This window comes from Aeromicrobium duanguangcaii, assembly GCF_024508295.1.
Classification (GTDB): Bacteria; Actinomycetota; Actinomycetes; order Propionibacteriales; family Nocardioidaceae; genus Aeromicrobium; species Aeromicrobium duanguangcaii.
Genome location: NZ_CP101990.1, coordinates 1,642,658 through 1,655,645, shown reverse-complemented (window position 1 = coordinate 1,655,645; position 12,988 = coordinate 1,642,658). Strand labels below are relative to the sequence as shown.

Below are 12,988 nucleotides of genomic sequence, written 5' to 3'. Positions count from 1 at the left end.
CAGGAGGAACCTCATCGTGCGTCGTACCGCTCTCGTGGTTGCCATGACCACCGCATCCATCGTCCTCGCTGGCTGTGGCGGCGGCAATGACCTCGACGGGATCGAGGTGAGCAAGTCCGGTACCCCGAAGGTGAAGGTCGAGAAGGACTACACCACCGAGAAGACCGAGGCCAAGGTCGTCTCCAAGGGCGGCGGTGACGAGATCAAGTCCGGCGACACGATCAAGCTGAACTACGTCGCCGTGAACGGCCGCACGGGCAAGGAGTTCGACAACTCGTTCAAGAACGAGACGCCGATGACGCTGACGCTCAACGAGAAGACGGCGCTGCCGGGCTTCTACAAGGGTCTCGTCGGCCAGGACATCGGTTCGCGCGTCGTGGTGTCGGTGCCCTCCAAGGACGGCGCCTCGCTGCTGCAGAGCGTCGAGTCGCTCGGCCTGGAGAAGGACGACACGATGGTCTTCGTGTTCGACCTCGTCTCCAAGATCCCGCCGAAGGCCGAGGGCAAGGCCGTCAAGGCGCCCGCCTCGCTGCCGAAGCTGACGTACGACAAGGACCAGCAGCCGGCCAAGTTCGTCAAGACCAAGAAGACCGCTGCCAAGCTCGGCAAGTCCGGTTCGTACGTCCTGATCAAGGGCGAGGGCGACAAGGTCGAGAAGGGCGCCACGGTCACGATCCAGTACGTGGGCCAGAAGTACCCCGCCGGTGACGTCTTCGACGCGTCCTGGGCGAGCGGCCCGCGCCAGATCTCGCTGGCCGAGGGCAACGCCGTGGGCTGCTTCACCGATCAGGTGCCCGGCAACACGCTCGGCAGCCGCATCGTCGTGACCTGCACCACGGACGACGCCTACGGCAAGGACGCCAAGAAGAACGGTCAGCCCGAGGGTCCGCTGATCTTCGTCGTGGACCTGCTCGACGCCAGCTAGTCTGTCGCTCATGGCGCAGCGGAAGACCGAGCGGTTGATGAACCTCGTCTTCACCCTCCTGGCGACGAACCAGTACCTGACGAAGGACCAGATCCGGTCCTCCATCGCCGAGTACCGCGAGGACACCGACGTGGCGTTCGAGCGCAAGTTCGAGCGGGACAAGCAGGAGCTGCGCGACCTCGGGCTCGAGATCGAGACCGGCACCTACGACGCCCTCGGGGGCGTCACGGGCTACCGGCTGCTGCGGGCCGAGGTCGAGCTGCCGCAGATCGACCTGACGGTCGAGGAGGCCGCCGTGATCGGTCTGGCCGGTCAGCTGTGGGACCACGCCGGCATGGCCGCCGAGACCACGACCGCGCTGGCCAAGCTCAAGGCCATCGGCAACGACTTCGACCCCTCGGTGCTGCGGATGACCGAGGCGCGGCTCAGCGCCGAGGAGCCGTCGTTCGACGCGGTCTTCGACGCCACGGGCCGCCGGATGCCGATCGCCTTCGAGTACCGCCGCCCCGACGGCGAGACGACGATGCGGCACCTGGAGCCGTGGGGCATGACCTCGTTCCGCGAGCGCTGGTACGTCGGCGGTTTCGACCGTGACCGCCGTGGCCCGCGCCTGTTCCGGCTCTCGCGCATCGTCGGCGACGTCAAGCCCGACGGCGAGCCGGGGGAGTACGAGGTCCCCGAGGACGCCGACCTGAAGAAGGTCGCCCGCGCTCTGTATCCGCCCGAGCCGAACGCCTCTGCCGTCCTGCGGGTCGCGGCGGGTCGCGGCCAGTCGCTGCGCCGCTACGCGGTCCGGATCGATCCCGTCGACAGCGCGACGGACGAGGTCGAGATCGCCTACGCGGCGCTGGATGACCTGGCGGCCGAGGTCGCCTCCTACGGCCCCGACGTGTTCGTCGTGTCCCCGCCCGAGCTGCGTGACGCCGTCATCGCCCGCTTGCGCTCGATCGCGGAGGCCCACGCGTGAACCCGTCCCTGAAGCAGGTCGTCCGCATGCTGGCGATGGTTCCCTACCTGCAGAGCAACCAGGGGATCCCGCTGGCCGACCTCGCGCGTGAGTTCAACATCAAGCCGGCCCAGGCCCAGCGCGAGCTCGAGATCATGATGCTCACCGGCTGGGGGGAGTTCCACGGCGAGCTCATCGACTTCGACGTCACCGCCCTGCAGGACGAGGGCGTCGTCTACATCCGCGACGCCGAGTTCATGTCCCGGCCGCTGCGCGTCTCGCGCAGTGAGGCCGCGGCGCTCATGGTCGCGCTGCGCACCCTCCGTCAGTCGGCGGCGGGCGACCAGGCGGCGCTGATCGACTCGGCCCTTGCCAAGCTGGCCGAGGCCGCCGGCACCGATGTCGAAACGTCCGTCGACGTGCTCCTGCCCGAGGTCGACCCCGCCGTGCAGACCGCGGTCGCCGAAGCGCTGGCCGGCGAGCGTCAGCTGCAGATGGTCTACGCCAACGAGACCCGGGACGAGCAGACCGAGCGCACGGTCGACCCGCACCGCGCGTTCACGCAGGACGGTCACCGCTACCTGTCGGCCTGGTGTCACAAGGTCGAGGCCGAGCGGCTCTTCCGCGTCGACCGGATCGTCGCGGCCACCGTCCTCGACGCGCCGGTGACGACCGACGCCGATCACCGCACCCGGCTGGAGGATCTCTTCCCCCTGGGACCGGACGCGCCGTCGATCGTCGTCGAGATCGACGCCGGAGCGACCTGGGTGCTCGAGCAGTACCGCACGGAGGTCCTGGAGGAGCGCCCCGACGGCTCGGTCCGGGCGCGACTCTTCGGCAGTGACCCCTCGTGGCTGCGCCGCGTCGTGATGCGCGCCGGCGGCGGCGTTCGTGTCGTGGAGCCGGCCGATTTCGCCGATCAGGTACGGGACACCGCCCGCTCAGCGGTGGACGCGTACGATGGAACAAGTTCCGTCTAAGGAGTTCCCCATGTTCAACGGCATCGGCGCCCCCGAGATCCTCATCGTGTTGGGGATCATCGTTCTGCTGTTCGGCGGCCGCAAGCTGCCCGAGCTGGCGCGAGGCTCCGGCCGTGCGCTGCGCATCTTCAAGTCCGAGATCCGCGAGAGCGAGCAAGAGGACAAGAAGGCTGACCCGACGGCGCGGGCCATCGATCCCGCCGCGGTCGAGCGTCACGACGACACGACCCGCTGACCGGGGTGGCCCTCGGATTCGGGTCGGCCCGCCGCCGTCCGGGCGCCGGCGGCGAGATGCCGCTGCTCGATCACCTGGCGGAGCTGCGCGCTCGCCTGATGAAGGCGCTCGCGTCGATCGTGATCGGCGTCGCCGTCGCCTGGTACTTCTACCCGCAGATCCTCGAGTGGCTGACCGATCCCTATGAGCAGGTCCGTCCCGCGCTCGAAGCGAAGAACATCGACAGCGAGCTGATCGTCAGCGGCATCGGCGGGGCCTTCCAGTTCCAGCTCAAGACCAGCGTCATCGCGGGACTGGTCCTGTCCAGCCCTGTGTGGATGTGGCAGCTGTGGGCCTTCGTCCTGCCCGCCCTGCACCGGCACGAGAAGCGTGCCGCGCTGCTGCTCACGGCGACCTGCCTGCCGCTGTTCCTGGGCGGCGCGTGGGTCGGCTACTGGACGTTCCCCAAGGCGATCGAACTGCTCGTCGGCTTCGCCCCCGAGGGATGGACCAACCTGCTCAACGGCGCCGACTACCTTAGCTTTGCGACGCGCATGATCATCCTGTTCGGCGTCGGCGCGCAGATCCCGGTGGTCGTGGTGATCCTCAACCGGATCGGCGCGGTCAGCGGCGCTCAGCTGATCCGGGCGCGCCCGTGGATCATCGTCGGCATCTTCGTGTTCGCCGCCATCGCGACGCCCACCGTCGACCCCGTGACCTTCCTGTTCCTGGCGATCCCGATGAGCCTGTTGTACTTCCTCTCCGAGATCATCGCGCGCGTCACCGACCGGCGCCGCGGTCGCGGCTCGGAGGCCTGGGACGACGAAGAGGCCTCGCCGCTCGAGGCTCCTGGAGGCCTCGGCGACTGATCCTCCGTAGGCTGGAGGCATGTCCACCCCGGCCGAGCAGTACGCCCGATTCCGCAAGGACCGCAAGCATCCTCACGTCGCGGCCTTCCGAGACCTCTACCCCTTCGGCCTCGACGAGTTCCAGGTCCGGGCGTGCGAGGCGCTGGAGGACGGCCACGGAGTGCTGGTCGCCGCGCCCACGGGCTCGGGCAAGACCCTGGTCGGCGAGTTCGCCGTCCACCTGTCCCTGGCCACCGGGCGCAAGTGCTTCTACACGACGCCGATCAAGGCGCTGTCGAACCAGAAGTTCAGTGACTTCGCCGATCGGTACGGTGCCGAGAACGTCGGCCTGCTGACCGGCGACAACACCATCAACGGTGAGGCCCCGATCGTCGTCATGACGACCGAGGTGCTGCGCAACATGATCTACGCGGGCTCCTCGACGCTGAAGAACCTGGGGCACGTCGTGATGGACGAGGTGCACTACCTCGCCGACCGCTTCCGCGGCGCGGTGTGGGAGGAGGTCATCATCGGCCTGCCGCCCTCGGTGTCGATCGTCTCGCTGTCGGCGACCGTCTCGAACGTCGAGGAGTTCGGCGCCTGGCTGCACGAGGTGCGCGGCGAGACCGACACGATCGTCGAGGAGAAGCGCCCCGTCCCCCTGCACCAGCACGTGCTGGTCGGCCGCAAGATGTTCGACCTGTTCGAGCCGAACAGCACCGAGGTCAACCACACCCTCGAGCAGATGGCCCGCGACGACGCCCAGTGGAACCGCGCGTTCGCCAAGAACCGCTCGCGCCGCCCCCAGAAGGGCGGCCGACGGCCGCGCAGTCGCCACCGCACGCCGGACCGGATCGACATCGTGCTCAAGCTCGAGTCCGAGGGGATGCTGCCGGCGATCGTCTTCATCTTCAGCCGGGCGGGCTGCGCCACCGCCGTCGAGCAGTGCCTCGCGGCGCGGCTGATCCTCACCTCGCAGGAGGAGCGTGAGGCCATCCACGCCCACGTGGACGCCGCCTGCGCCCACCTGCCCGACGAGGACCTGGCGGTCCTGGGGTTCCACGAGTTCCGCGAGGGGATCGGGCGCGGCATCGCCGCCCACCACGCCGGCATGCTGCCGACCTTCAAGGAGTGCGTCGAGGACCTGTTCAGCGAAGGTCTGGTCAAGGTCGTGTTCGCCACCGAGACGCTGGCCCTGGGCATCAACATGCCCGCGCGCTCCGTCGTGATCGACCGCCTGACCAAGTGGAACGGCGAGAACCACGTCGACGTGACGCCGGGGGAGTACACCCAGCTGACCGGCCGCGCGGGCCGGCGCGGGATCGACGTCGAGGGACACGGCGTCGTGCTCTGGCAGCCCGGCCTGGACGCCCGCCACGTGGCCGGCCTGGCGTCGACCCGCACGTATCCGCTCAACTCCTCGTTCCGGCCGTCGTACAACATGGCGGTCAACCTGGTCCATCAGGTCGGCCGCGAGCGCGCGCGTGAGCTGCTGGAGATGTCGTTCGCGCAGTTCCAGGCCGACCGTGCCGTCGTGGGCATCGCCCGCAAGGTCCGCAAGGCCGACGAGGCGATCGAGGGCTACCGCGAGTCGGCGATGTGCGAGCAGGGCGACTTCATGGAGTACATGGGTCTGCGCCGCAAGATCAGCGAACTGGAGTCGGCCGGCTCGAAGTCCCGTCGCGCGGCCAAGCGCGAGGCGGCCCTCGAGTCCCTCGGCCGGCTGAAGCGCGGGGACGTCATCAACGTGCCGGCGGGCAAGTTCTCGGGCCTGGCGGTCGTGCTCGATCCCGACGCGGGCAACCTCGACGGACCGCGCCCGATGGTGCTGACGGCGAACCGGCACGCCCGGCGACTCGCCGCCGTCGACTTTCCGAGCCCGGTCGAGCCGCTGATGCAGATGCGGATCCCCAAGGCGTTCAACCCGCGCGACCCGCAGTCGCGGCGTGACCTCGCCTCGTCCCTGCGCGACCGCGCAGGTCACCTGGCGGACTACCCGCGGGCGTACCGGGACGGCCCGACCGTCGAGGACCCGCGGATCGCCGAGCTGCGCCGTCAGCTGCGCGACCATCCGTGCCACAGCTGCCCCGACCGTGAGGCGCACGCCCGCTGGGCCGAGCGCATGATCGCGCTGGACCGCGAGACCGAGAGCATGCGCCGCCGTGTCGAGCAGCGCACGAACAGCGTCGCCCGCCAGTTCGACCGGGTGTGCGTCGTGCTGGACGCGCTGGGCTACCTCGAGGGCGATGACGTCACGGCGGAGGGCCGGCGCCTGCAGCGCATCTACGGCGAGTCGGATCTCATCGTCAGCGAGTCGCTGCGCAATGACGTCTGGGAAGGGCTGTCGCCCGCGGAGTTCGCCGCGGTCGCCAGCGGCCTGACCTACGCCGCGCGCAATTCCGAGGACGCGCCGCCGGCCCGGTTCCCGACGAAGGCGGTCGCCCGGGCGGCCGAGTCGCTGGGCATGCTCTGGCTCGAGCTGGACCAGCTGGAGCGCGAGCACCGGCTGAAGTTCCTGCGCCGTCCGGACTTCGGGTTCGCGTACGCGGTCTGGATGTGGTGCGAGGGCACCAGTCTGGACCTGGTCCTGGGCGCCGCCGAGATGGCGGCCGGCGACTTCGTGCGGGCGATGAAGCAGCTCATCGACACCGTCGCCCAGATCGCCGACGCGGCCGGTCCGGGCACGGTGCGCGACTCGGCGCGTGCCGCGCTGGACGAGCTGCGCACCGGCGTCGTGGCGTACTCCAGCGTCACGTCCTGACGGACTCCAGCAGCCGCTCGATCGGGCCGGCGACGTTCCACTGCTCGCCGAACGCGCGCAGCCCGTCGACGTCGATGGCGCCGGCGACCGGGTCGGCCAGGTCCAGGTCAGGGCGCACCGTGACGACCTGGACGGCGGCGTCGATGTAGTCGGCCGAGTCCAGCAGCGACTGGCGGATCCTCGGCCGCAGGGAGGACGAGGGGTCGGCGGCCGCGGCGCGGATCCCGGCCAGGTCGCCGAACTCGCCCAGCAGCGTCGCAGCGGTCTTGTCGCCGATCCCGGCGACGCCGGGCAGTCCGTCGGACGCGTCCCCGCGCATGACGGCGAAGTCGACGTACTGGCTCGGCTCGATGCCGTACTTGTCGCGCACCCACGCCGCGTCGACGACGTCGTGCTTGCTGACGCCGCGGGCGGTGTAGAGGATGCGGACGTCGCGGGCGTCGTCGACCAGCTGGAAGAGGTCGCGGTCTCCCGTGACGACGTCGACGCCGGTGTCCCACCGCCGCACGAGGGTGCCGATGACATCGTCCGCCTCGGCCTCGGGAGCGCCCACCACGGTGGCGCCCGCCAGGGTGAGCACCTCGGCGATGAGGGGCACCTGGTGCGCGAGCAGGTCGGGCGTCTCCTCGATGCCCGCCTCCGGGTCGGCGAGACGGTGCGTCTTGTACGTGTCGAGCAGCTCGACGCGCCACGCCGGCCGCCAGTCGTCGTCCCACGCCGCGACCACGACCTCGGGCTCGTAGCGCGACTGCAGCGTCGCCAGGAAGTCGACGATGCCGCGGATCGCGTTCACGGGGCGGCCGTCGGCGGCCTTGATCGAGTCGGGCACGCCGTAGAACGCGCGGAAGTAGAGGCTGGCGGTGTCGAGCAGGAGCAGTCGCGAGGACATGGCGTCATGATGGCACGCCCGGACATGCGTCGTCCCCGCCACCGCGAGCGGTGACGGGGACGAGCGCGGGTGATCAGCGAGCGGCGCCCGCGTGACCGTGGGCCTTGCCGTGTGCCTTCTTCATGGCCTTGCCCGTGACCTTCTTGGCGGCCTTGCGGCTGCCGTCGGGGTACAGGCCGGACTTCGACAGACCGATGGTCGCCACCGCGTGCGCCGCGGCGTCGCCCAACTCGTTCAGCGCCTTCACGCTGATGTTGGTCGTGTCGTCGCACGCCTGGTGGTAGCACGGGTCGTAGGCGACGCCGGCGGTGCCGCCGTACAGCTTGACCTGCTCAGGCGTCTTGACGCCCTCCGCACCGCTGAACAGTCCGCCGGCCGGGATCCCGACCGCGATGAACGGACCGTAGTCGGACCGGCCGTCGAACGCCGTCGGCTCGCTGGCGAGCTTCTTGCTGGCGAAGAAGTCCGTGAAGATCTTCTCGATCTCGCCCGATCCGGCCGGGCCGGCCTCGCCGTTCGAGCCGTCACCGTCGTACACGAACCGCGCGTAGTTCGGCGAGCCGATCATGTCGAAGTTCAGGTTCGCGTAGATCTCGGAGAGCTCGTCGGACGACAGGCTCGCGACGTAGTGCTCCGAGCCGAGCAGACCCAGCTCCTCCGCGCCCCAGAAGGCGAAGCGGACCGGACGCTGGAGCTTGCGGTCCAGGCCGGTCTTGGAGAGCTGCTTGGCGATCTCCAGGGTGCCGGCCGAGCCGGAGCCGTTGTCGTTGATGCCCGGTCCCTCGGTGACGCTGTCGAGGTGCGAGCCGACGACGACGACCTGGTCTTCGTTCTTGATCTTCTTGAGCTTGGACTTCGGCAGATCGGCGATGACGTTCCACGTCGTACGGTTCGGATCGGCCTCGACCGAGGTCGTCAGCGTGCCGGTCGGGGTGCCCTGCGCCGCGATCGCGGCGCCGTCCTCGTAGGAGACACCCGTGACCGGGACGTCCTTCGGGACGCCGAGCGTGCCGTTGATGAGGTCCGTGCGGCCCGGCTGGCCCTCGTTCATGAGGATCACGGCGTCGTAGCCCGCGGCCACGGCGTTGTCGACCTTCGCCTCAAACGTGCAGGTGCCGCGCTGGGTCAGCGCGATGGCATCCGTGGTGGGAGCGGCCGGGAAGTCAGACGCCTCGCAGCCGGACGTGCTGCTGTTGGGCTCGGCGCCCGGCGGGATCTGGATGTCGTTCGTCGGGACGATCGGACCCGTGACGCTGCCGCTGCCGGAGTAGGTCGCGATGCCGGACGCGACCTCGGCACCCGCGACGGTCAGCGTCGTCGGGGTGAGCTCCTCGAAGTACGGGAACGTGAACTCCTGCTTCGTGACGTCGTAGCCGGACTTCTCCAGCTCGCGGGTCACGTAGTTGACGGAGGCCTCGTACCCGGGCAGGCCCGAGGCACGGTTTCCGTCGTTCGCGTTGGCGATCGCCTGGAACTGGCGTAGGTGCTTCAGAATTCCGTTGACGGTGACGGCCTCGGTCAGCTTGGTGGTCTGACCCTTCGGTGCCGTCGGGCCCGGCTTCGCTACCGCGGGTGACGCGGTGACGAGGCCGGCGGTGAGGACCGCCGTCGATACGGCGATGACTGCCTTCTTCATGGATCCCCCGATCCTGGGTGTGTGGAGAGATAGGCCCTACGGTCACACATCCGCTCGGGTTCCGCCAGATAGCCTCGGGGTGTGACTGAACGCCTTGACCGCGCCCGCATCCTTTCCAGCCAGCACGGTGTCGATGCCCTGCTCGTGACCCCCGGCGCTGATCTGCGCTACCTCACCGGATACGCCGCCAAGCCGCTCGAGCGACTCACCTGCCTCGTCGTGACCCAGCTGGGGAGCCACCTCGTGGTTCCCGGACTCGAGCGAGCGGCCGCCGAGGCGGCGGACGTGTCGATGCCGATCGTCACCTTCAACGAGACCGACGACCCCTACGCGATCGTCGCCGATCTGGTCCGCCATGCCGACGTCGTGGCCGTCGACGACCAGATGTGGGCGTCGCGCGTGTTCGCCCTGCAGGAGGCGCTGCCCGAGTCGAGCTTCGTGCTCGGAGGACAGCTCGTGTCGGCACTGCGGGCGGTCAAGGACGACGCCGAGGTGCAGGCGCTGCGCGAGGCCGGCGCCGCGATCGATCGCGTCCACGCCCGGATGGGAGAGTGGCTGCGTCCCGGCCGCACCGAGCGCGAGGTGGGGGCCGACATCGCCCGCGCCATCGTCGAGGAGGGCCACGAGCAGGTCGACTTCGTCATCGTCGGCTCGGGCCCGAATGGCGCGTCCCCGCACCACGAGGTCTCCGACCGCGTGATCGGCGCGGGTGAGCCGGTCGTCGTCGACATCGGCGGCACGACCCCCGCGGGCTACTGCTCGGACTCCACCCGCAACTACGTCGCGGGCGGCGAGCCCGACCCGGGCTACATCGCCATGCTGGCCGTCCTGCAGGAGGCCCAGCAGGCGCAGCGTGAGTACGCCCGTCCCGGCGTGAGCGCCGAGTCGGTGGACGCGATCGGCCGTCAGATCATCGCCGACGCCGGATACGGCGACCGCTTCATCCACCGCACCGGCCACGGGATCGGCCAGGAGACGCACGAGGAGCCCTACATCGTCGAGGGCAACACGACGGTGCTGGAGCCGGGCATGGCCTTCTCCATCGAGCCGGGGATCTACGTCGAGGGCCAGTGGGGCGCGCGCATCGAGGACATCGCGGTGTGCACCGAGGACGGTCTCGAGGTGCTGAACAACACCCCGCGCGACCTCGTCCGCCTGTGAGACAGGTCCTCGCGGCCGCCCTGCTCGGCGCCGCGTCCGCCGCGGCCTTCGAGCCGCTCGCCGTCCCGGGCCTCATGGTCCTGACCCTGGCCGGGTACCTCGCCGTCGTCCGGACGCTGCGTGATGCGCCCGTGTGGCGGGTGTTGCTGACCGGCCTGGTGTTCGGGCTGGCCTTCATGGGCCCGCTGATCTGGTGGATGAACGCGGTCGACCCGTGGGCGTGGGTGGCCCTCGTGTCGATCGAGGCGCTGTTCCTCGCCGGCATCACGTGGGCGCTGCGGGCGGCCGTGTGGGCTCCCTTCTGGCCGGTCTGGGCCGCTGCGGTCTGGGTCGCCGGTGAGCAGCTGCGCGGCGCGTTCCCGCTGAGCGGCTTCCCGTGGGGCCGGCTGGCCCACACGGCGCTGGACACGCCGCTGGAGGGCTGGGTGCGCCTCGTGGCGCTGCCGGCGACGTCCTGGTTGATGGCGTTGATGGCCGGGCTGCTCGTGGTGGCCGTGAAGGACCGCCGGCTGACGGCGCTGGCGGCCGCCGTGGCCATCCCGGCGATCGGGCTCTTCCTGCCCGTGGGGATCGCCGACGGGGGAGAGTCCCGCACCGTCGCGGTGGTCCAGGGCAACACCCCCGGGCCGTTCCTGCAGTGGCCGCGCGCCGAGATCTTCCGGCTCCACCTCGCCGAGACCGAGCGCATCGACCAGCCGGTCGACATCGTGATCTGGCCCGAGAACGGCTCCGACCTGGACGTGATCAAGAACCCGTGGGCCCGTCAGGAGCTGACGGAGCTGTCCGCCCGGCTCGACGCTCCCATCCTGGTCGGCGCGCTGCTGGACGGTCCTCGTGAGGACACGGCGTACAACGCCTCGGTCCTGGTCGACGCGAACGGGCCGCGCGACGACATCTACCTGAAGCAGTACCCGGTGCCCTACGGCGAGTACGTGCCGTTCCGCGCCCAGCTGGGCTCCTTGGTCCCGCGGTTCGACCGCGACATCCCACGCGACATCCTCGCCGGCGACGAGCCCGGCGTCATGACGCTCGACGACCTCGCCATCGGGCTGACGATCTGCTGGGACATCGCCTACGACGGCGCGGTGCACGGGGCCGTCGAGCGTGGCGCCGAGATCCTCGCCGTCCAGACCAGCAACGCCAGCTTCATGGACTTCGGCCGCGGCGTGCAGCCCCAGCAGCAGTGGGCGATCTCGCGCCTGCGGGCGATCGAGACGGGGCGCTGGGTGACGGTCGCGTCGACGAACGGGATCACGGGTATCGTCGATCCGAGCGGCCGCGTCGAGGGCCGCGCCGAGCCCAAGGAGCCCGCCACCGTGGTCGCACAGGTGCAGGCCGCACGCGGCACGACGCCGGCGACGACGTGGGGGCACCGATGGGCGGTGGTGATCTACGTCATGTCCGTGGCAGGATGGGCCCTCGGTAAACGGAAGTTACGACTGGAGCGGCCATGAAGACGTTGATCATCATTCCGACCTACAACGAGGCGGACAACGTCGGTTGGATCTGCGAGAGCGTGCTCAAGGAGCAGCCCGACGTCGAGATCCTGGTCGCCGACGACAACTCGCCCGACGGCACCGGCGAGATCGCCGACAAGCTCTCGGTCGAGGACCCTCGGATCCACGTTCTGCACCGCCAGGGCAAGGAGGGTCTCGGCGCCGCCTACCGGGCCGGCTTCGCCTGGGGGCTCGAGCGCGACTACGACGTGCTGGTCGAGATGGACGCGGACGGCTCCCACCGGCCCGAGGACCTCGGCAAGCTGCTGGAGTCGGCGCGGTCGGGCGTCCCGTTGACCCTCGGGTCGCGCTGGGTCCCCGGCGGCTCGGTGGTCAACTGGCCCAAGCGGCGCGAGGCGCTCTCACGCGGTGCGTCGCTGTACGCCCGGATCATGCTGAACCTGGGGGTCAAGGACGCCACGGCAGGCTTCCGGGCCTTCCGACGCGAGACGCTCGAGGCGATCGACCTCGACGCCGTCGAGTCGCAGGGCTACTGCTTCCAGATCGACATGACGCGCCAGACCCGGCTCGCCGGACTCGACGTCGCCGAGGTCCCCGTGACCTTCGTCGAGCGGGTGCACGGTCAGTCGAAGATGAGCCTCGACATCGTGAAAGAGGCCCTCACACGGGTCACCGTGTGGGGCCTCCAGCGGATGAATCCGTTCGCCGCTAGGCGTTGACGGACTTCTTCCGCGACTTGCTCTTGCGGTGCAGGTGCGGGGGGCCGATCTCGCCGCCACGCAGCATCTCCAGCCGCTCGGTGAGGATCTCCTCGAGTTCAGCCTCGGAACGACGCTCCAGGAGCATGTCCCAGTGCGTGCGCACGGCCTTCTGCTCCTTGCGGTCCGGCTCGGCTCCGCCGACCCGGCGTCCCATCTGACCGGTCTTGGGATCTTCCCACTCGGCCGGAACCTCGGCCTCGTCGGACATCGTCACCGTGAAGGTGTGTCCGTCGGCGCACACGTATTCGATCTGCTGGCGCGGCGCCATCTCGACTCCGCGCTCGTCCTCGAAGCTCTGGGCTCCCAGCCGCGCTCCGCGCAAGGCTCGTTCTGCCATCGTCGGTCCCCCTTCTGAAAGGTCTCCGTCCTGTCCAACGTACGACAGATCCGTGAGATTCCCCTGAGAGCAG

Annotated in this window: 12 protein-coding genes; 9 read left to right on the top strand and 3 right to left on the bottom strand. The window is 69.8% G+C overall.

All coding sequences use genetic code 11. From position 1 onward, the window contains the following. The first annotated feature begins 43 nt into the window (after nucleotides 1-43). Genes NP095_RS08295 through NP095_RS08270 form a run of 6 tightly spaced genes read left to right on the top strand, consistent with a single transcriptional unit; the run spans nucleotide 44 to nucleotide 6,674 of the window. Nucleotides 44-925 carry an FKBP-type peptidyl-prolyl cis-trans isomerase gene (locus NP095_RS08295; RefSeq protein WP_232416372.1) on the top strand — a complete coding sequence of 294 codons (882 nt, stop codon included), beginning with the start codon at nucleotides 44-46 and terminating at the stop codon, nucleotides 923-925. A 10-nt stretch (nucleotides 926-935) separates the two neighbouring features. Further along, nucleotides 936-1,892, top strand: coding sequence for a helix-turn-helix transcriptional regulator (locus tag NP095_RS08290; protein WP_232416373.1), 957 nt, complete (start codon nucleotides 936-938; stop codon nucleotides 1,890-1,892). Then, nucleotides 1,889-2,851 carry a helix-turn-helix transcriptional regulator gene (locus NP095_RS08285; protein WP_232416374.1) on the top strand — a complete coding sequence of 321 codons (963 nt, stop codon included), beginning with the start codon at nucleotides 1,889-1,891 and terminating at the stop codon, nucleotides 2,849-2,851. Before NP095_RS08290 ends, NP095_RS08285 begins: the two co-directional genes overlap by 4 nt. Before the next feature lie 10 nt (nucleotides 2,852-2,861). Next, complete coding sequence (gene tatA / locus NP095_RS08280) at nucleotides 2,862-3,086, top strand: twin-arginine translocase TatA/TatE family subunit (protein ID WP_232416375.1); 225 nt, start codon at nucleotides 2,862-2,864, stop codon at nucleotides 3,084-3,086. A 5-nt stretch (nucleotides 3,087-3,091) separates the two neighbouring features. Beyond that, the gene (gene tatC / locus NP095_RS08275; protein WP_232416376.1) at nucleotides 3,092-3,934 is read left to right on the top strand and encodes a twin-arginine translocase subunit TatC; all 843 of its coding nucleotides are present in this window, start codon (nucleotides 3,092-3,094) and stop codon (nucleotides 3,932-3,934) included. Between the two features lie 19 nt (nucleotides 3,935-3,953). After that, complete coding sequence (locus NP095_RS08270; protein WP_232416377.1) at nucleotides 3,954-6,674, top strand: DEAD/DEAH box helicase; 2,721 nt, start codon at nucleotides 3,954-3,956, stop codon at nucleotides 6,672-6,674. Here the strand turns inward: NP095_RS08270 and NP095_RS08265 are convergent. Together NP095_RS08265 and NP095_RS08260 are read right to left on the bottom strand one after the other, a co-directional pair. Further along, entirely contained in the window at nucleotides 6,664-7,563 is a 900-nt protein-coding gene (locus NP095_RS08265) for a 5'-3' exonuclease (RefSeq protein WP_232416378.1), read from the bottom strand. The genes NP095_RS08270 and NP095_RS08265 overlap by 11 nt on opposite strands. A 73-nt stretch (nucleotides 7,564-7,636) precedes the next feature. Beyond that, nucleotides 7,637-9,199, bottom strand: a complete 1,563-nt coding sequence (locus tag NP095_RS08260; protein ID WP_232416379.1) for a M28 family metallopeptidase — start codon at nucleotides 9,197-9,199, stop codon at nucleotides 7,637-7,639. An 81-nt stretch (nucleotides 9,200-9,280) separates the two neighbouring features. Between NP095_RS08260 and NP095_RS08255 the strand changes: the two genes are divergently transcribed. Genes NP095_RS08255 through NP095_RS08245 form a run of 3 tightly spaced genes read left to right on the top strand, consistent with a single transcriptional unit; the run spans nucleotide 9,281 to nucleotide 12,536 of the window. After that, nucleotides 9,281-10,360 carry a M24 family metallopeptidase gene (locus NP095_RS08255; protein WP_232416380.1) on the top strand — a complete coding sequence of 360 codons (1,080 nt, stop codon included), beginning with the start codon at nucleotides 9,281-9,283 and terminating at the stop codon, nucleotides 10,358-10,360. Beyond that, nucleotides 10,357-11,814: an apolipoprotein N-acyltransferase gene (lnt, locus tag NP095_RS08250; RefSeq protein ID WP_232416381.1), complete on the top strand. Its 1,458-nt coding sequence runs from the start codon at nucleotides 10,357-10,359 to the stop codon at nucleotides 11,812-11,814. Before NP095_RS08255 ends, lnt begins: the two co-directional genes overlap by 4 nt. Next, a complete protein-coding gene (locus NP095_RS08245) occupies nucleotides 11,811-12,536 on the top strand; it encodes a polyprenol monophosphomannose synthase (RefSeq protein ID WP_232416382.1) in 726 nt (241 codons plus the stop codon). Before lnt ends, NP095_RS08245 begins: the two co-directional genes overlap by 4 nt. Here NP095_RS08245 and NP095_RS08240 read toward each other — a convergent pair. Then, entirely contained in the window at nucleotides 12,526-12,915 is a 390-nt protein-coding gene (locus tag NP095_RS08240) for an RNA polymerase-binding protein RbpA (protein ID WP_232416383.1), read from the bottom strand. The genes NP095_RS08245 and NP095_RS08240 overlap by 11 nt on opposite strands. Between the last annotated feature and the right edge of the window lie 73 nt (nucleotides 12,916-12,988).

Bases quoted from the DNA above. Each gene is read 5' to 3' on its own strand.
- NP095_RS08260 (WP_232416379.1), bottom strand. From the start codon at position 9,199: ATGAAGAAGGCAGTCATCGCCGTATCGACGGCGGTCCTCACCGCCGGC.
- NP095_RS08295 (WP_232416372.1), top strand. From the start codon at position 44: ATGACCACCGCATCCATCGTCCTCGCTGGCTGTGGCGGCGGCAATGAC.
- NP095_RS08245 (WP_232416382.1), top strand. From the start codon at position 11,811: ATGAAGACGTTGATCATCATTCCGACCTACAACGAGGCGGACAACGTC.
- tatA (WP_232416375.1), top strand. From the start codon at position 2,862: ATGTTCAACGGCATCGGCGCCCCCGAGATCCTCATCGTGTTGGGGATC.
- NP095_RS08290 (WP_232416373.1), top strand. From the start codon at position 936: ATGGCGCAGCGGAAGACCGAGCGGTTGATGAACCTCGTCTTCACCCTC.
- NP095_RS08270 (WP_232416377.1), top strand. From the start codon at position 3,954: ATGTCCACCCCGGCCGAGCAGTACGCCCGATTCCGCAAGGACCGCAAG.
- NP095_RS08240 (WP_232416383.1), bottom strand. From the start codon at position 12,915: ATGGCAGAACGAGCCTTGCGCGGAGCGCGGCTGGGAGCCCAGAGCTTC.
- NP095_RS08265 (WP_232416378.1), bottom strand. From the start codon at position 7,563: ATGTCCTCGCGACTGCTCCTGCTCGACACCGCCAGCCTCTACTTCCGC.